Genomic DNA, 18,399 nt, shown 5'->3' on the forward strand with positions numbered 1-18,399 from the left:
TTTTCTGGCAGGGATTACGGGTTTTGCGGGCCTGCTTCGGCATACCTCATGAGACCAGTGAATATTCTTGCCAACCGCCATGCCCGCCCTCATCCCGCCGCGACTGCACGCCGACCGCCTGCGCCGCCCCCGCCTTGTGCTCGGGCTGCTGCTGGCGCTTGCCGTGCCGGGCTGCGCCGGATTCGCCTGGGCGCAGGAGGCGCGGCCAGCGCATCGCCACTACCAGCTCAGCGCCGGGCCCCTGGACGAGGCCCTGAACCGGTTCGCCCGGCTGGCTGGCATCACGCTCTCCTATGCGCCGGACATGGTGCAGGGACGAACCGCCCCCGCGCTCGACGCCGACCTGGCCGTGGAAGAGGCCCTGGCGCAGCTGCTGGCCGGATCCGGCCTGCGGGCGGTGCGCACGCCGGGCGGCGGCTATGGCCTGCAATGGCAGGGGCCTGCGCGTTCCGGCAATGATGCCATCCCCGAGCAAGAGCAGCGCCTGAAGCAGGTCGTCATCGTCGGCCGTCGCGACGGTCTGGCATTGCACGAGGGGCCGCCGGACTATGCCGCCACCCACGCCCGGACCGGGACCCGCACCGATACGCCGCTGCTGGACATCCCGCAATCGCTCTCGGTAGTCACCCGCGAGGAGATGGACGCACGCGGTGCCGCCAGCGTCATGGACGCGCTGCGCTACCTGCCGGGGGCCAACACCCAGACCCATGGCGTGGATCCACGTGGCTACGACTACTTCAACCTGCGCGGCTTCATCAATGCCCAGAACACCAGCAACTACCTCAACGGCCTGCGGCAGCTGGTGGCGGGGTTCGGCATGTTTCGCACCGAATCCTACGCACTGGAGCGGGTCGAGGTGCTGCGCGGCGCGGCCTCGGCCACCGTCGGCCAGGCTGATCCGGGCGGGGTGGTCAATCGCATCAGCAAGCTGGCCGGGGAAGGGTCGCCCAATGAACTGGTGCTCTCGGCGGGTACCTTCAACATGCGCCAGCTGACCGCTGACCTCAGCGGCACGATCGATGAAGACGGCCAGGCGCAGGCGCGCCTGGTGGCCCTGGTGCGCGACAGCGATACCCAGTTCCGCTATGGCAATGGCCGCGCCGCGGAGAACGACCGCCTTTATCTGGCGCCCTCGCTCAAGCTGCGCCTGGGCCGCGACACCAGCCTCATCTTGCTGGCCGACTACCTCAAGGACCGCAACGGCAGCAGCCGCTGGACCGCCGTCGCGGCCGACGGCCACCTCACCCACACGCTGGTGGGCGACCCCGGCATCGACCGCCAGCGCGGCGAGCAATGGTCGCTGGGGTGGCAGCTGGCGCATCGCCTGGATGCCCGCTGGCAGCTGCTGCAGGATTTCCGCCAGGCCGGTTTGCGTTCGCAGTATTCGGTGCTCAATCCGGTCAGCCTGAGCGGCCGCGTGCTCACGCGCATGGCGGCGCGTTATGACACGCAGATGGAGAGCAGCCAGCTCGATACGCGCCTGCAAGGCCAGTTGCAGCAGGGCGCGGCTGAACATACCGTGGTACTGGGACTGGACCTGACCCGCATGCACCAGGCCGAGCAACGTTATCGGGGCGACGCGCCCAGCCTGGACCTGGACGCACCGGTCTATGGCCTGCCTGTCGCGATGGCCTCGCAAGCGGTGGCGCGCTTGGAGGAGGACCTGCAGCAGACCGGCCTGTACCTGCAGGACCAGATCCGTCACGGCGCGCTGGTCTGGACGCTGGGCAGCCGCTACGACCGCGTCACCGACACCAACCGCAACCTGGGCACCGCAGTGCGCACCGACACGCGTGCCCATGCATTGAGCCATCGCGCCGGATTGTCGTGGAAGCTGTTGCCGTCGCTGGTGCCGTACCTGAGCGTGAGCACCTCATTCCTGCCGCAGCCGGGGCAGGATGTGGCCGGGCGGCCGTTCTCCCCCAGCCGCAGCCGCCAGATCGAGGCCGGCATCAAGTTCCAGCCCGAGGCGCAGCGGGCGCTCTACAGCGCGGCGCTGTTCCAGATCACCAAGGATCATGTCCTCACCAGCGATCCGCAGAACACCAATTTCTCGGTTGACCAGGGCCAAGTGCGTTCGCGCGGCCTGGAGCTGGAGGCGCGCGGTGCGCTGTGGCCCGGACTGAACCTGCTGGCGGCCTATACCTGGACGCAGGCCATCAATACCGCCCATGCCGATGCGTCGCTGCTGGGCAAGATGCCGATGCTGGTGCCGCGCCATGCCGCCAGCCTGTGGCTGGACTACACGCCCGGCGACAGCTTGCCCGGTTTGGGCATGGGCGCGGGCGCGCGCTATACGGGTGCCAGTTACGCCAATGCCGACAACAGCGTGCGCAACGCTGCCACGGTGCTGCTGGACGCGATGCTGCGCCTGGACCGGGGCCATTGGCGCTATGCCTTCAACGTCAGCAACCTGGCCAACCGGCGCACCACGTCCTGCCTGGCCGAGCCGACGCTGACCTGTTTCTGGGCCGAGGAGCGCACCGCCGTGCTCAGTGCCCGCTATCGCTGGTAGTACTTCACGAGGAGACCCGGACGCATGCATCACGGCACCGCCCCCACCGGCCTGCAACAGCACTTCATCGGCCAGCGCCAGCGCCTGCGGGATGCCGCCCAGCGCATCCTGGGATGTCCGCATCGCGCCGACGACGTGGTGCAGGACGCCTACCTCAAGATTGGCGAGGTGCAGGAACAGGAAAGCGGCGCCATCCGCCAGCCGCAAGCCTACTTGATGCGCATCGTGCGCAACCTGGCCATTGATCGTCATCGCCGCTGCCGCTTTGAAAGCGATGTCTTTGCCGACGAAGAAGCCGGTGAAGACATCCATGAAGAAGCCCACGGCCCCGAGGCCATCGCCATCAGCCGCCAGACCCTGGCACTGGTGAGCCGGGCGCTGGACGGCTTGCCCGCCCGGACCCGGCGCGCCTTCGAACTGTATCGCCTGACCGGGCTGAGCCAGCGCGAGATCGCAGCCGAACTGGGTATCTCGGTCACGCTGGTCAACTTCCTCATCCGCGATGCCCTGGCAAGCTGCCGCCAGTGCCTCGCGCTGGCATCGTCGCGCTGACCGGACGTACGGCGCGCGCTGCCCGTTTCTTCCACCAGATGATGATGCCGGTCACGGTCAGCACGCTCACCAGCACGCCCAGCACGGCCAGGAAGATGCGCCAGGGCAGGCCGAACACCTGGCCCATGTGCAGGGCGCCAATCCAGTTGCTGAAGGTATTGCCGCTGCGGTCGCCCTGCGGCAGCCAGTGGCCGCGGATGTCGCCGGTGGCGGGATCGATCAGCAGGCCGGTGTTGCCGGTATCGCTGCGGATGTCTGCATTGCTGTGGACCATGTATGCATACAAGCCCCGGCGGCGATCCATACTAAGTTTTTCTTCGAAGTCGACGGTCAGGCCACGTTCCTGCGCGAAGCGGGCCATGGCCGCACGTGCCATGGCATGGGCCTGGGGCCAATCCAGCGGCGGCCGCGCCAGCGGTTTGGGCAGCGGTGCGGTGCCGCGCCAGCTGGTATCGAACGGCAGGATCTGCGACATCACCGGCAGATAGATCTGGTCGCGCAGGTTGAACATCACGCTGGACCAGGCAACGAGCAGCAGCATCACCCACAGCCACAGGCCGCAGGCACGATGCAGGTCGAGATTGACGCGATAAAAACCGGCCTGCCACTTGATGAGCCAGGCTGGTTTCCATTTCACCAGGAAGGGCCGCGCGCGCGGCCAGGTGAGGATCATGCCGACGAAACAATCCAGGCTCCACAGCAGTGCCACGATGCCCATGAGCAGTGCACCCGGCACGCGCGGCAGGGCCATCGAGTGATGCACCTTGAACAGGAAGGGCATCAGCTGCGCGGGCCGCAGGCTGATCGCGTTGCGGTCCCGCACACCCTGTATCGTGCCATCGTAGGGGTTGGCGAAGACCTCGTCATAGCTGAGCCGGTAGGGCTTGCCGCTGGCCGGATCCAGCGCCGGTTCCGCGAGGAAGCGTACGGTTCGCCCCGGCTGCGCACGCAAGATCAACTGGTTGACCTGCGCCTGCGGTCCCAGTGCCTGTGCCACCCGTGCGCGCAACTGGTAGGGATCCAGCATGGCGGTAGCCGGCTGGCCTGGCAGCGGCTGCGCCAGGTGCAGCTCGGGGGCCAGCCAGGTATCGAGCTCCTCCTCGAAACTGAGCAGGCTGCCGGTCAGGCAGGCCACCACCAGGAAGAAGGCGATGGCCAGCCCGGTCCAGCGATGCAGCAGGACCAGGTGCGGACGGCGTGGCGCCAGGCGGCACACCCAGGCGGACAGCGTGCTTACCATCGCGTGGTCAGCTGCACGAGGCCGGTGCGGCGTGCGCCGTACTCGCAGAGTTCCGAGCAGAAGGCGTAGACGCGATCGGTCACGTTGTTGAGCTTGAAGGCCAGTTCGACGTTGCGCCAGTCCGCATTGATGCGTCCCAGGTCCAGGCGTGCGCCGAAGTCCAGCAGCGTGACCGAAGGCACCTCAAAGGTGTTGAGCGCATTGCCATAGGCGCGGCCGATGTAGCGTACGCCCGCCGACACATGGGTGCCGGCCAGCGTGCCGCGCTGGAAGGCGTAGTCCGCCAGCACGCCGGCATTGTGCCTGGCCGCACCGGGCAAGGCCTTGCCCTGGGTGTCGGTGCTGCTGCTGGTGGCGTTGTTGCTGGTGACCTTGGCGTTGGTATAGCTGTAGCTGGAGGTCAGGCTGAGGCCCTCGCTGAGGGACACCTTGCCTTCCAGCTCCACGCCCTTGGAGCGGGCCGCACCGGTCTGTACCGAATAGCCCGCATGGGCCAGGTCGGTGGTGGCCACGTTCTGGCGGCGCAGGTCGAAGACCGCCAGCGTGAAGAGCGCATTGGTATTGACGGGTGCGTATTTCACGCCGGCTTCGTATTGCTTGGCGCGCTCGGGCTTGAGCATGGCGCCGCCGAAACTGGTGCCGGTGGTGGGGGTAAAGGATTCGGTATAGCTCAGGTAGGGCGAGACGCCATTGGCCAACTCATGCACCAGCCCCAGGTTGCGCGTGTTGGCGCGGTCGCTGCGGTCGGTCTGGGTGCGTGCGATGGCGTTGCTGACGGTCTGTTGCGAGCGGTCGTGGCGCACGCCCGCCGAGACGAACCAGCGTTCGGCGATCTTCAGCTGGTCCTGCAGGTAGAAGCCGAGCTGGTCATCCACCGTGCGCAGATTGTAGTTCTCGGGCACGGCCGGGAGCGTGCCATAGCTGGTGGTGTAAATGTTGGAGAGCACATAGCCGGCCAGCGTGTTGGGGCTGACGTAGCCACGCACGGTACCAGCGGTGTGATGGAAGTCCACACCCATCAACACCTTGTGCATCACGGCACCGGTGCTGAAGTCGGCCTGCAGCTGGTTGTCGGCGGTGAAGGTGTCGGAGTCGGTACCCAGTCGCCAGCGCTGCAGGGCGGCGGTCGCCGACTGCGTCGCCGGGTAGAAGGCGGCGAAGCGCATGCTGTTGCGGGTGCCGTTGTAATCCGTATAGCGCAGGTTCTGGCGCATGCTCCACACCTCGTTGAACTGGTGCGAGAACTGCGAGCTGAGCGACCAGTTCTCGTAGCGCTCGCCATTGTCGGCGCTGCGACCCACTGCCGTGCTGGTCGGGATCTGCCCGTTGCGATTGGCCGTGACCGTGCCGCTGGCCGGGAAGACGTTGTTGGACAAGCCCTCGCTGCGCTGGTATTCGAAGCGGCCGGTCCATTCGGTGCGGTCGGACGGGCGCCACGTGATGGACGGTGCCAGGAACAGGCGACGATCCACCGTGCCATCGACCTGGGTACCGGCGTCGCGAGCCAGCCCGGTGATGCGATAGGACCAGACGCCGCTTTCATCGAGTGCGCCGCCGAAGTCGCCGGCCACCTGCTTGCGATCAAAACTGCCGACCTGCACCTGCAATTCACGCAGGGTGGTGGTGGTCGGTTTCTTGGAGACCACGTTGATCAGCCCGCCCGGCGCGTTCTGCCCGAACATCACCGAGGCCGGTCCATGCAGCAGCTCGATGCGTTCCAGTCCGTAGGGCTCCGGCGCATAGCGGCTGTAGCTGGCGTTGGAAGCGGTGAGCGTGCCGTCGCGGTAGAGCGAGCCGCCATTGTTGATGGGGAAGCCGCGCAGCAGCGAGGCCGTTTCGGAAATGGCGAAGGCGCCATTGGAGACCTGGATACCGCTGCTGTAGCCGAGCGCCTCCGAGACCGAACGCGCCTGCTGGGTGGCGATCTGGTCGGCCGTGACCACCGAGATGGATTGCGGTGTTTCGGTGATGGGGGTATCGGTCTTGGTCGCCGTGGCACTGCGTTTGGCGACGAAGCCGTGGACCGGGCCGGTAGCCTGTTCTTCCTGCCCGGCCGTGATGGTGACCTGGGGCAGCGCGGTGTCGGTGGTGGTTTGCGCCCAGGCGGGGGCAGCGGCGGGCAGGCCCAGCAAGGCCAGGCGCAGCGCCTGCACCATCAGCCGGGGACGTGCAACAGGAGAGGGAAGCACAGCGCAGGCGTGCGGGGAAGTGCGGCAGGTTTTTCTTGTCGTCATGGTCGGAAGCGTGGTCGCAATGAGGGATTGCCAGCGGCGCTGGCACGAGCCGGAGGGCCCGCTTCCTGGATGACGAATGAGACGTGTTCTTGTTTAAAACAAGCGATGCTGCGATGGGAAAATCACGGCGCGCCGATTGCGCGAGGCCCGCTTTTCATCGCCCGGGAATGCACGCTGCTTGTCGGTGTTGAAATCAGGAAACGCCTGATGGCGAGGTCGCCAGCACCGTCCTATCTTGGTCTGCATGACAAGGAGGCAGACATGTGTACCAATGCCATGAGCATCGCGCGGCGTCACCTGGGCATCATCGTGCGACTGTGTGAGATGTCCGAACAGGACCAGCCCACCGGCGAGCTGGTGCGCGCCACGGTCCGCAATTGCCTGCTGGCCATGCAGGCGGCCGGGACCGAACCGATGGAGGCGGCCGAGATCATCGAACAATTGCTGCAGCATGAACTGGCGGCCTTGCCTGCAGAGCGCGCCAAGTGCCGCGAGTTGCTCGAGGCGGCGCACCTGCATGCAGAATACCTGACCGTGGCGGAGCGTCGCGCTACCCATTGATGGAAGCGGGGCGCGAATACCTGTTTTTTTCGCGCCTCTTTTTTGTACCTCTTTTTGCGCCTTCTTTCACGCCTCAATCCAGGCCTTCAAACTGCTCCGCCGGCACCGGCCTTCCGAACAGATACCCCTGGTAGCGCGTGCAACCCAGCGCCGCCAGGAACTGCTGTTGCTCTCGGGTTTCCACACCCTCGGCAATGACCTCCAGCCCCAGTGCATCGCCCAGCGTGATGACGCTCTTGGCGATGGCGACGTCACTGGGTGCAAACAGGAGTTCGCGCACGAAGGACTGGTCGATCTTGAGCTGGTCGATGGGCAGCTTCTTGAGCAGGGACAGCGACGAATAGCCGGTCCCGAAATCATCCAGCGACAAGGCCAGGCCGTGATGCTTCAGTTCCAGCATCTTGTCGATGGTGGCCTGCACGTCATCGACCATGGCCGACTCGGTCAGCTCCAGCTTGAGGTGGCAGGGATCGGCACCGGTCGCCTTGAGCGTGTCCAGGATGCATGGCACGAAGTCCGGCTGGCGTACCTGCACGGCGCTGACGTTGACGGCGATGACTACCGGTTGCCGTCGTCCCGGACGATTCCAGCGCACCGCCTGGCGGCAGGCCTGCTCGAAGACCCAGTGACCCAGTGGCAGGATCAGCCCCGAGGCCTCGGCCACCGGGATGAAGATGCCCGGCGAGACGCTGCCACGGAAAGGACTGTTCCAGCGCGCCAGGGCTTCCACCCCGATCAGCCGTCCGGCCTGGTCGCGCTGGGGCTGGTAGTGCAACTGGAATTGGCTGCTGCCGATGGCGCGCCGCAGGTCGCTTTCCAGTCCGGTGCGGAAATGCAGTGCCTGTTCCATCTGCTGGTCGAACACGCAACAGGTATTGCGGCCTTTCTGCTTGGCGGCATACATGGCCAGGTCGCCCCGGCGCAGCAGGTCTTCCACGCTGGCACCATCCCCTTGCATGAGGGTGACACCGACCGAGCAGGTGGCAAAGTGACTCAGGCCGTTCAGGTCAAAACGCTGCTCCATGGCCGCGACGATGCGCTGGCCGAACTGCAGCGCGGCGTCTTGCACCACCTCGCTGCCAGCCTGCGGCTGCTCGCACAGCACCACGAACTCGTCGCCGCCCAGGCGCGCCACCAGGCCCTCCCCAGCCAGTTCCTTCAAACGCGCGGCGATCAGGCAGAGCAGGCGGTCGCCGATGGAATGGCCCAGGGCATCGTTGAGATCCTTGAAGTTGTCCATGTCGATGAAGAACAGCGCGGCCGCATGCCCCTGGCTGCTGGCAGCGCCGATCTTGTCGAGCAGCAGGCGGCGGTTGGGCAAGCCGGTCAGCGGATCGTAGAAGGCCAGCTGCCGGGTTTCCTCCTGCAAGCGCTTCTGGCTGCTGATATCGACCTGGGTACCCACATAGTGGCTGATACGTCCGTTCGGATCGGCTACGGCCGTGAGGGTCACCACGGCGCAGAAGGTGGCACCGTCCTTGCGCCATACCCGCAGTTCTCCTTGCCATTTGCCATCGCGCTGTACCAGCGCCCATAGCCTGGTGCGGAAATCCTCGCTGTCCTCGTCGCGCTGGCAGGGCGGCAAGCCGCCTTCAGGCAGCTCGTGCAGCCGATACCCCGTCAGTTCGGTGAAGGCTGCGTTGGCGTCCAGTACCTTGCGCCGGGCATCCATGACCCAGATGGCTTCGGAGGAATGGAAGGCGGCCGCCGCGATGCGCAGCGAGATTTCGCTCTCCTGCAGCCGGGCAGTACGGCGTGCCACTTCACGTTTGAGGTAGGCGGCAATGAGCAGGGCGCAGGCCAGCAGGAACAGGGCGCCGCCCAGCAGCCACCAGACATAGGCAGGGATGCTGCTGTTGCCGCGCCCCCATTTGCGCAGGATGTCGAAGTAGATGGATCCCGGATCGGCCTGCCATTGGGACAGCGTGCGATCGATGGCGGCCAGGATCTCGGGCGGCTGCTGGCGTCCGCTGACGAAGAACAGCTTGACCGGCTGGAACACGATGCTGGTGTCCGCCAGCTTGTAGCGGTCTGCCAGCATGTCGCCAGCTTGCTGGCTGGCAATGATGCCATCAATCTCGCCTGCCGAGGCCATCCGGAACCCGGCCTCGATATTGTGCAGCGGCACCAGCTGGACCTTGATGCCGGAGTTCTCGACCAGGTTGCGGAAGTAATTGGCCTGGACCGAGTTCTCCAGCAGGCCGATCTTCTTGTCCTTGAGATCGAAGACCGAATTGATGGCCACCGAGCGGTTGCGATAGAGGATGGACCAGCTGTAGAGCGCCGGCACCGCCGGGAATTGCAGCACCTTGGCACGCTGCTCATTCCAGGCCACGTCGGGCAACAAGTCGAGCTGGCCGCTTTCCACCTGTTGCAGGCAGGCCTGCCATTCGCAGGGGACGAAGCGCAGCTGCCAGTGTTCGCGTTCGGCGATCAGGCGGATCAGGTCGATGTGCAGGCCGGTGGCCGTGCCTTCGCCGTCGAAAAAGATCTTGGGGGGATTCTGGTAGACCCCGACCGTGAGGAGCTTGGCAGGGGGAGAGGCGGAGTTGGGAGACGCTGTCTGTGCGCAGGCCGCCATCGAGCTGCAACAGATGAGCAGCCATAGCAGCGCTCGTGAGAGCCTGGTGCGCAAGCGCCTCGAACGGCGCGCCGATGCCGTCCTGTCCCCTGTCGCAGCCAGAATGGGTACTGGAATCTTCATGTTGCCTGCGCCTGTCCCTGATTGGTTTTTTGTCTACTTTATAGGACATCCAACCAAATGGAAACCCTTATCGGCGCAGGCCACCCCTGCGAGGGTGCGATCAGAAGAAGCCCTGGGTCGGCAGCCTCACCTGGTTCACGCTCAGGTTGCCCAGGGCGTAGGCCTTGTGCGAGGTGGGGTTGTGGGTGGAGATGGTGCGGATGTTGCGCCAGTGGCGATCCAGGTTGAACTGGGTCAGCGTGGCCGAGGCCCCGGCGATATCGAACAGCGCCGTGGCTGCGTGATGGGCGATGCGGTCCACCGTGATCTTGGCGCGGGCGGCAGCGGCGGCTGCATCCTGCAGGCGATCATCGGCGTCGGCCGCATTGGCCTTCAGGGCGGCGTAGGCGCGGTCGGCTTCGGCGGCGGCGGCCAGTACCACGGCGCGGGTGGCGAAGGCGTCGGCATCGCGCTCGCCGAGGGCAGTCAACAGGATGGGATCCTGTGCGGCCGAGGGCGTGGGTGCATAGTAGTAGTTGCGCTTGCGCTTGCCCAGCAGGGCAGCGCCGTCACGGGCCACGGCGCTGACCACGCCGGCGATCACCGAGGTCAGGAAGAGCTGCGCGATGGTCGAACCGAAGACGGCCTGGCGTACCGGCACCTGGTCCGGCAGGACCACTTCATCGGCGGCCACCACCACGTTTTCGAAGACGGTCGTGCCACTGCCCGTCAGGCGCTGGCCCATGCCGAACCAGTCGTCGACGGTCTGCACCCCTTCACGCTGGCGGGGCAGCAGGACCACCGCGCGGCGGCCATCTTCCACCGACACGGTCACATGCAGCCAGTCGGCGAAGAGCGAGCCGGTGGAGTAGAACTTCTGGCCGTTGAGGACGTAGTGATCGCCCTGGCGCACCAGGCGCGTGGCCAGCGGTGCATTGCCACCGATCTGGGGCTGGCCCAGCTCGGTGTGGGAGGCCCCGACCAGATCACCGGCGCGCACGCGTTCGCGCAGGCGCTGCACGCCGGCGTGCTGCAGGGGCGCATTGAGCAGGCGTTCGAGGGCGACGTGGTGATTGCGCCAGATGTGGGCCACGTTGGGATCAGCCGCACCCAGCTGGATGGCCGTGGCTAGCGTTTCGACGAAGGTGGCGCCGCCACCGCCGTAGCCGGCGTCCAGGCGGCCGGCACCGAAACCGGTGGCCTTGATCTCGGCGATCACGTCAAAGGGTTGCTCGCGCTGGGCATCGCGCTGGGCAGCGCCATCGGCGATACGTTGCAGGAGGTCGGGAGGGATTTTGCTCATGAGGTCATGTCCGGTGTCGGCCTTGCGGCGGATGGCAAGGATGCGGACATCATAGGGTCACGAGGCGCAGGACCAAACTGCGAATTTCTTCTTAGCTTGCGCGGGCGGCGCATACTGCCGCCCGCGCTGCCTTCAGCGGCTGCGCAAGCCGGCAATGAACGCCAGCCCGAGGGCGGCCGCCCCGATCAGGAAAGTGCTGAGATGATGGCCGTTGCTGACCGCATAGAGCGCAGAGTAAGCATAGCCTCCCAGCGCCTGGGCCAGTGCAAAGGCGACCGTGAGCCGGCTCCAGATGGCCTCGCGCGCATGGGCGTCGTCGCTCAGGCCATGCAGCCGTGCCAGCGCCAGCGGCACCACCCCGGCGGGGAAGGAACCGATGATCACGGCCAGTACCATGAGCGCCGCCAGCTGACTGACCAGCCCCAATGCCAGCACCGCCAGCAGTTGTACGCCGAACGCCGCCAGCATTGAAGAACGTGCGCCCCAGCGGTCCGCTGCCCAGCCGTAGAGCAGTGGACCGACCGAGGCACCGATCCCATAGGCCACCCAGGTCGCTGCGCCCAATGCAGTCCCATGGTTCAGCTCGCGGGCGATGTAATCCACCAGGAACAGCATTTCCGGCACCAGCCCCAGCGCGGCCAGGGCGTACTGCACGAAGAGCAGGCGCAATGCCGGGGATAGGGGCGCCTTTTTCATGGAGGTCATGCTGCGCACTGCCGTGTGATCGTGTGCCGGCCAGGCAAACCAGCTGGCCGCCGTCAACAGCAGGGCCAGGCCGCCCAATGCCAGCCAGGTCGCCTGCAGACTCAACGACAGCATCAGCGGCACCACCGTCCCGGAGAGGATCACGCCGATACCGATCCCGAAGAAGATCGCTCCGCTGGCCAATCCACGCTTGCTGTGCGGTACCCGGTGTAGCACGACCCCCGAGACCAGCACCATGATGGCGCCACCGGCGATCCCCGAAAGCAGGCGCCAGCAGAAGAACCAGACCTGCGACAAGGGAAACGCACAGCCGATGAAGGACACGGAGGCCAGCAGCGTCATCAGCCGCAGCACGGCCACCGGACTCTGATAGCGCGCCATGGCGCGGCCCGAGAAAGCACCGACCAGGTAGCCGGCCAGGTTGGCCGCGCCCAGGTAGGCCGCCTGGGAGGCATCAAACCATTGCGCGTGGATCATCACCGGCAACAGCGGCGTATAGCCGAAGCGCGCCAATCCGATACCGACCAGGCTGGCCACCAGACCGGCAAAAATGGCCGGCACGTAGCCCGTGGCTGCAGCGCCCGAAGGCGCGGGGGAGGAAGCCATGCCTGCGCCGCTCAGCGCACCAGCGCGTAGTTGATCGGCACCCAGCGATAGCCACTGCCGTCCTTGACGATATGGCCGATGCCGGGGAAGGACAGGTGGGCGGCCGCGATCAGTTCCTTGGCGTCGGCGACGGCATCGAAGGCCTTGCGGCGATCCTGCTGGGCTTCCTTCTCATCGGTATCGAAGCCGATGGTAATGTCGGGCTGCGGGAACTGCACCGCGGCCACGTGGATCATGTCGCCCACGATCAGGAGTCGTTGGCCCTTGCTGCTGACCAGGTAGGCGTTGTGTCCGGGCGTATGGCCATAGTTGGCCACGCTGGAAATGCCGGGTTGCAGTTGCGTGTCACCCTCGAACGGACGGAACTTGCCGGCGGCGATATAGGGCTTGAGGGACTTTTCGGCGACCTCGAAGAATTCCTGGTTGATGGGGCTGGCCTGGGCCTTGTTGGCGGGATTGAGCCAGTACTCGGCGTCTTTCTTGTCGGCCCGCACCACAGCCTTGGGGAAGACGCGCTTGCCCTTGTGGGTCAGGCCGGCTTCATGGTCCGGATGCAGGTGGGTCAGGTAGACCTCGTCGACCTGCTCGGGGCGGTAGCCGGCCGCCTTCAGGCTGGTGAGCAGGTGGCCGCTGTCGGCATCAAGCACGCCGCCGGCGCCGGTATCGATGAGGATCAGCTTCTTGCCGGTATTGACCAGGAAGGCGTTGACCGATGTCTCGACCGGATCGCTGACGAAGGCAGCCTGCAGGCGTTGCTCCAGGTCTTCCTTGCTGATGCCGCGCAGCATCTTGCCGGCTGGCAGGCGGTTGGTCCCATCGGAGAGCGCGGTGACTTCGATGTCGCCGATCATGGTGCGATAGAAGCCCGGCTGGTTCTTGTGCAGCGGCGCTTCGGCGTAAGCAGCATGCACCACGGCCAGGGCGATGAGGGCAGCAGTGGCCGCCGCCAGCGGACGCAGCAGCGCGGAACGAGAGCGGGAGGGAGTGGGTGAAACTGCCCGTAATGAACGATGCATGGCAAGACTCCTCGGAGAGCGGCAACGCGGCACAGGCCGCCACGCCAGACTTGCGCAGGCAGTGAAGGCGGTAGCAAGACCGGCGAAGCAGGGAATGGGCCGCCGTAGTGGCGGGGGACGGGGAGGAGTGTGCGCAGCAGCGGCTGCGGTGTCTAGCTATACGAAAGGATAGGTGGACGGCCCTGTTGGCCCGCGAATGACCGGCGCTGTCGCTTTCTGCTCACGCCCATCATCCGCCGCTGGTGGAAAGCAGGCTGGTCCGATGGCCTCAGTTCTTGCCCTTCCAGGGAACCAGCGCGCGTTCCAGCAGGCGCATGCCATAGCTGAAGGCGAAGGCGCAGGTGGCAATCAAGGCGATGCCGACGAAGACTGCATCGGTTGCCAGGAAGTGGGAGGCCGACATGATCATGTAGCCGATGCCGCGATTGGCTGCAATCAGCTCGGCCGCCACCAGGGTGCTCCAGCCCACGCCCAGCGCAATGCGGATACCGGTCAGGATTTCCGGCAGGGCCGAGGGCAGGACGATCTCGACCAGCAGTTGCCAGCGCGTCGCGCCCAGTGAGAGCGCCGCATTGACCCGTTCCAGCGGCAGCGAGCGCCCCCCCGCCTGCGCCGACAGCACCACGGGTGCAAACATGGCCAGGGTCAGCAGGGTGATCTTGGAGGCTTCGCCGATGCCCAGCCAGATGATCATCAAGGGCAGGTAAGCCAGCGGCGGCAGGGGCCAATAAAATTCAATCGGGGTATCGAGCACGCCCTTGACCCAGCGATTGAGCCCCATCAGCAGACCCACCGGAATGCCCAGCGAAACCGCAATGACGCCGGCGGTGAGGATGCGCAGCAGGCTTGCACCCACGTGCTCGGTCAGGGTGGCATTGGCGTAGCCGTCTTCCCAGATGCCCTGGGCCACATGGATGACCTCGGAAGGGGTAGGCAGGAACAGGTGCGGCACCCAGCCGGTCTGCGCGATGAGCCACCACAGCGCCAGGATGGCGATGCCGGCGGCCACGCTGATACGTACCGTGGAGCCTTCGCCGATGCCGACGCTGCGCATCTTGACCAGGCGCGGTGGCGCGCTGGCCGCGGGTGGAGCCGATGTCCCTGCGCGCAGGGAATCCAGCAGGGGGAGGGGTTGGACTTGGTCGCTCATGATGTGACGAGGTCTTCGGACTGGTGGACGATGGCGCGAATTTCTTCACGCAATTGTGCAAAGGCAGGTTCGGTCTTGATGGCCCGGGCATCGCCCTCGGCTACAAAACGGCGCACGAAATCGGTCTCGAAACGCGCTACGATGCGGCCCGGGCGCGGTGACATCACGATTACCTCGGTGCCCAGGAAAAGCGCTTCCTCGATGGAGTGCGTGATGAAGAAGACCTGCTTGCCCGTGCGTGCCCAGACCGATACCAGCAGCTCCTGCATCTGTTCGCGGGTCATGCTGTCGAGTGCACCGAAGGGTTCGTCCATCAGCAGGATCTTGGGGTCCGGGGCCAAAGCGCGGGCCAGGCCCACGCGCTGGCGCATGCCGCCCGAGAGTTCGTAGGGGGCAGCCTTGGCGAAGTCCTGCAGTCCTACCAGGCGCAACAACTCCTGCGCACGGTCGCGGCTTTCATTGCGCGGCACGCCTGCAAACTTCAGGCCCAGGGCGACATTGTCCAGCACCGATTTCCAGGGCAGCAGGCTGTCCTTCTGGAACACTACGCCACGCTCGGCACCGGGTCCGGAGACCGGTTTGCCGTCGAGGGTGATGCTGCCTTCGGAGAGCGGCAGGAATCCGGCCATGGCATTGAGCAAGGTCGACTTGCCGCAGCCCGAGGTGCCCAGCGCGACCACGAAGCCGCGTTCAGGAATATCCAGCGAGACCCGGTCAAGCGCATGGACCACCTGTTTGTCCCGGCCGGCAAAGAAGACGCTGGCGTTTTCTACTTTCAACATGGTGTGTTCTTTCCAAACCGTGCAAGCGCAAGCGCCGTGCGACAGGGTGGCTATCGGCACGACGGGCTTGCAGACGGTATCGACGGGGAGGCTTACTTCAGGCCAGTCACCGCCGTTGGGGTGACGAAGGCAGCATAGCTGGACAGCACGTCCGAGATCTTCTTCTGTTCCTTCAGGAACACTGCAGTTTCCTTGAGGATCTTGGCCAGGCCCGAGTTTTCACCGCCACCCAGCCAGGCCGGCGAGGCTTGGGCGCTGACCGGCACCAGGTTCAGGTTCTGCAGGCCCGAAGCCTGGTCGGCCGGGGTGCCGCCGAGCAGCTTGGCCAGCAGGCGTGCGTTCTCGCTATCCTTGTTCCAGGCAGCCTTGTCGTTCTGAAAGGACAGGCTGGCCTTGTCGATCACGGCGCTGAAGGTCTTCAGGAATTCAGGATGTTCCTTGGCAAAGGAGCCAGTGGCGATCCAGGCCGAGAAGGTCGGCGCGCCCTTGTCGGCCACATCCTTGGAGGTCACCAGGACCTTGCCGTTTTTCTTCAGTTCGGTCAGAGCCGGGTCCCAGACGAACCCGCCGTCGATGTCGCCGCGATTGTAGGCGGCCACGATTTCAGGCTGCGGAATGGCAAAGACCTTCACATCCTTCTCTGTCCACCCCTGGCTCTTGATCAGCGCCAGCAACTGGTAATGGTCGGTGGAAACGGGGGCGGCGGCCAGCTTCTTGCCCTTCAGGTCGGCAACGCTGTTGATGCCCGAACCATTGCGCACCACCAAGGCCTCATCGGTCCCGGAGATCGAGGCGAGGTAGAAGGCCTTGACGTCAAGACCGCGCGAAGCCGCTGCGGCCAGCGGGCTCGAGCCCACGTAGCCCACCTGCACATCGCCACCGGCGATGGCCGCGATCACGTCGGCGCCGGAATTGAACTTGCGGAAGTCGATCTTCTTGCCGGTGGCCTTTTCGAATTCACCGTTGGCGATGGCCAGCGACGATGGCAGAGCATCGCTCTGGTAGCCGACGACGACGGGCTTGTCGGCTGCACCTGCGGCTGTGGCTCCGGTCAGCAGCAGGGCGGCGATGGCGGTGTTGAATGCTCTTCTTGTGATGTGCATGGTCTGTTCCTGTTCTTGGTTTAATGGGCGCGCAGGCTTGCGTCGTTGAGGAGTATGCAAAGCGCGCACGGCTTGCACAACGACCGTTTTCGCGGTTCCTTATGCGGATTTCGCGGATGACCCTTTGCGAGCCCTGCAGTTCGCGCAGCAGGCGCCGGGTGTCAAGTGTCAGCGGCGGCAGCCGCATCATCGACGGGATGCCGGCGAAGCACGGTTTCAAAAAGCCGGTGATTGGGGGGGAGGAAGTCGTTCATGAAAAATACCAGCAAGGAGGGCGCGATGAGCAAGGGCACTCATGGCCAAAGCCTGCAGCCTGGTCATCGGCGCGTCCTCTTTCAACCAAGAAAAATGCCATTGCCAATGCGGAGAACAACTTGAGCAGCTAAACTGCGACACCTGAAAGCTCAGCCGTCAGCCAAGCAGAAGATCGCTGTCCTTGGGACTTCGATGGGTTCTAGTGGCGACTCCTCATCTTTCTATCGACACGACGCACCCCGATGACAATCCCGCTGAGAGAAAGCGCCAGTCCGCCAAGACTGAGCAGGATCAGAACAGCCTCCCTCCAGCCGACTGCAGCCAGCATGAAATGCAGGTCCCAACTATGCAGGAAGCTGAACAGCCAGCGCCCCAGCCGTTGCGCGCGGTCGGCGCTGAGAACGACCTGTCCGGTGGCCGGATCGATATAGACCAGGGTGCTGCCTGCATCAGCAAAACGCAACCTGAGCACCGGCAGGCGACGCTCGGCGCCTCCCATCATGGCTTCCGGCGCACGGCGGTAGTAATAGGCATCACCGCCATCGAGCAGCTCTGCCTGCGTGATTTTGGCGGGCAGCAGCATTGCAGCGGCCTCTTGCAGTACGGCCTGTGGCCATTGCCGCTGTACCAGCAGACCCTGTGCATCCGCGGTGACGATGCGCGTGCCATCTGCGGCATCCCGGGCAAGCACGAAGCCATGGCCACCAAGATTTTTCCACTCCAGCTCGACGGCCCGGAAACCATCCCGCTGAAGCGCCTGCAGGATGTCCGTTGGCGTGCGATCCATGTACTGCCGGGAGACAATGGCCCCTTCGTAGCGCGCCAGGTCCGGCGATTGCGTCGGCGAAAAAATACCCAGTGGATTCATCGACATCAGACCACTGAAGATCCATGTCAGCGTAATGGCAGCAAAGCCCAAACCGAGCAGATGGTGCCAGCGCATCCATCCCGGGGCGAACGGCGAGCGGGAACCAGATTTGTAAGGTCGCGCAAAGCGCCAGCGCCAAAGCCCCACGACGATACCGCTGCAGGCAACCAGCACGCAGCCGGCCGAGAGCGCAATAACGGTCCAGCTCCAGACCGGATCGCGCGACTGGTTCTTCAAGGGATAAAGCCAGTGCAGCCAAGCGCCGACGTAATTCCACATGCGCCGGGACCGGCTGGCCTGCATCACAACCTCACCGGTCCGGGAGGAAACGTAGAGCAAGGTCTGCGCAACATCGCCGACCTGCACCATATGCAGGGGGCGATGGGCGTTGAGGCTGCCGGAATGGGTCCAACGGTCTTCATCGATGCTGCCCAGGTATTGAACATCGGCACCGCCTGAGAACACCTTGGCGCTATGCAGTGCCGCAGCGCTGCTGTAGCCGTCTGCTGGCACACCATTGGACGCATCTACGCTGGTCAGGCTGCCATCAGCACGCTGCACGATATAGCGTGCTTGCCCGGAGGCAGCGTTGAGGACCAGCCGGCTGACCGGCGCATCTCCCATGACCTGCGAGGGTAATTGTGGTGCGGCACCCAACGCTGGCAATGCTGCCAATCGGTCCCAAGGGGTGAGCTTGGGATAACCGATGAACAGCATCACCATGCCGCTGGCAAACCACAATGCCATCAGCAGGCAGCCGGCGACACCGCACCAGCGGTGCGTGAGATAGGTCCAGCGCCGCAGGCTGCCAGTTACTCTCTTCATC

The 18,399-nt window shown here is 65.1% G+C and carries 14 protein-coding genes; 4 read left to right on the plus strand and 10 right to left on the minus strand.

The genetic code is table 11. From position 1 onward, the window contains the following. Nucleotides 1-79: 79 nt before the first annotated feature. The gene (locus CEJ45_RS07180; protein WP_088754476.1) at nucleotides 80-2,515 is read left to right on the plus strand and encodes a TonB-dependent siderophore receptor; all 2,436 of its coding nucleotides are present in this window, start codon (nucleotides 80-82) and stop codon (nucleotides 2,513-2,515) included. A gap of 24 nt (nucleotides 2,516-2,539) precedes the next feature. Then, entirely contained in the window at nucleotides 2,540-3,067 is a 528-nt protein-coding gene (locus tag CEJ45_RS07185; protein WP_088754477.1) for an RNA polymerase factor sigma-70, read from the plus strand. On the opposite strand, the gene CEJ45_RS07190 is transcribed toward CEJ45_RS07185, so the two are convergent. Both CEJ45_RS07190 and CEJ45_RS07195 read right to left on the minus strand, forming a co-directional pair. Beyond that, nucleotides 3,009-4,307 carry a PepSY-associated TM helix domain-containing protein gene (locus CEJ45_RS07190; RefSeq protein WP_088754478.1) on the minus strand — a complete coding sequence of 433 codons (1,299 nt, stop codon included), beginning with the start codon at nucleotides 4,305-4,307 and terminating at the stop codon, nucleotides 3,009-3,011. The two genes, CEJ45_RS07185 and CEJ45_RS07190, sit on opposite strands and share 59 nt — an antisense overlap. Further along, nucleotides 4,301-6,496 carry a TonB-dependent siderophore receptor gene (locus CEJ45_RS07195; RefSeq protein ID WP_241517297.1) on the minus strand — a complete coding sequence of 732 codons (2,196 nt, stop codon included), beginning with the start codon at nucleotides 6,494-6,496 and terminating at the stop codon, nucleotides 4,301-4,303. The genes CEJ45_RS07190 and CEJ45_RS07195 overlap by 7 nt, the downstream gene beginning before the upstream one ends. A 306-nt stretch (nucleotides 6,497-6,802) precedes the next feature. Here CEJ45_RS07195 and CEJ45_RS07200 point away from each other — a divergent pair, with 306 nt between their 5' ends. Beyond that, nucleotides 6,803-7,102, plus strand: a complete 300-nt coding sequence (locus tag CEJ45_RS07200) for a hypothetical protein (protein ID WP_088754480.1) — start codon at nucleotides 6,803-6,805, stop codon at nucleotides 7,100-7,102. Between the two features lie 73 nt (nucleotides 7,103-7,175). Here the strand turns inward: CEJ45_RS07200 and CEJ45_RS07205 are convergent, their stop codons facing one another. From CEJ45_RS07205 to tauA, 7 genes are all read right to left on the minus strand, one after another. Further along, a complete protein-coding gene (locus tag CEJ45_RS07205) occupies nucleotides 7,176-9,683 on the minus strand; it encodes an EAL domain-containing protein (RefSeq protein ID WP_088754481.1) in 2,508 nt (835 codons plus the stop codon). A 223-nt stretch (nucleotides 9,684-9,906) separates the two neighbouring features. Continuing rightward, nucleotides 9,907-11,088, minus strand: a complete 1,182-nt coding sequence (locus tag CEJ45_RS07210) for an acyl-CoA dehydrogenase family protein (RefSeq protein WP_088754482.1) — start codon at nucleotides 11,086-11,088, stop codon at nucleotides 9,907-9,909. 132 nt (nucleotides 11,089-11,220) lie between these two features. Continuing rightward, entirely contained in the window at nucleotides 11,221-12,399 is a 1,179-nt protein-coding gene (locus tag CEJ45_RS07215; protein ID WP_088754483.1) for a YbfB/YjiJ family MFS transporter, read from the minus strand. Nucleotides 12,400-12,410: 11 nt separating this feature from the next. Further along, nucleotides 12,411-13,415: an MBL fold metallo-hydrolase gene (locus tag CEJ45_RS07220; RefSeq protein WP_088754484.1), complete on the minus strand. Its 1,005-nt coding sequence runs from the start codon at nucleotides 13,413-13,415 to the stop codon at nucleotides 12,411-12,413. 268 nt (nucleotides 13,416-13,683) lie between these two features. After that, the gene (locus CEJ45_RS07225) at nucleotides 13,684-14,565 is read right to left on the minus strand and encodes an ABC transporter permease subunit (RefSeq protein ID WP_088754485.1); all 882 of its coding nucleotides are present in this window, start codon (nucleotides 14,563-14,565) and stop codon (nucleotides 13,684-13,686) included. Then, nucleotides 14,562-15,347 carry a taurine ABC transporter ATP-binding protein gene (locus CEJ45_RS07230; protein ID WP_088754486.1) on the minus strand — a complete coding sequence of 262 codons (786 nt, stop codon included), beginning with the start codon at nucleotides 15,345-15,347 and terminating at the stop codon, nucleotides 14,562-14,564. The genes CEJ45_RS07225 and CEJ45_RS07230 overlap by 4 nt, the downstream gene beginning before the upstream one ends. A gap of 92 nt (nucleotides 15,348-15,439) precedes the next feature. Continuing rightward, complete coding sequence (gene tauA, locus CEJ45_RS07235) at nucleotides 15,440-16,450, minus strand: taurine ABC transporter substrate-binding protein (RefSeq protein WP_088754487.1); 1,011 nt, start codon at nucleotides 16,448-16,450, stop codon at nucleotides 15,440-15,442. Nucleotides 16,451-16,608: 158 nt separating this feature from the next. On the opposite strand from tauA, the gene CEJ45_RS24475 reads away from it, so the two are divergent. After that, nucleotides 16,609-16,836: a hypothetical protein gene (locus tag CEJ45_RS24475; RefSeq protein ID WP_141106963.1), complete on the plus strand. Its 228-nt coding sequence runs from the start codon at nucleotides 16,609-16,611 to the stop codon at nucleotides 16,834-16,836. A gap of 68 nt (nucleotides 16,837-16,904) precedes the next feature. Here CEJ45_RS24475 and CEJ45_RS07240 read toward each other — a convergent pair whose 3' ends face one another. Then, nucleotides 16,905-18,398 (minus strand): PepSY domain-containing protein, encoded by a 1,494-nt coding sequence (locus CEJ45_RS07240; protein ID WP_088754553.1) that lies wholly within the window; start codon nucleotides 18,396-18,398, stop codon nucleotides 16,905-16,907. Nucleotide 18,399 lies beyond the last annotated feature (1 nt).

It is taken from the genome of Herbaspirillum aquaticum (assembly GCF_002213425.1).
GTDB lineage: Bacteria > Pseudomonadota > Gammaproteobacteria > Burkholderiales > Burkholderiaceae_D > Herbaspirillum > Herbaspirillum aquaticum.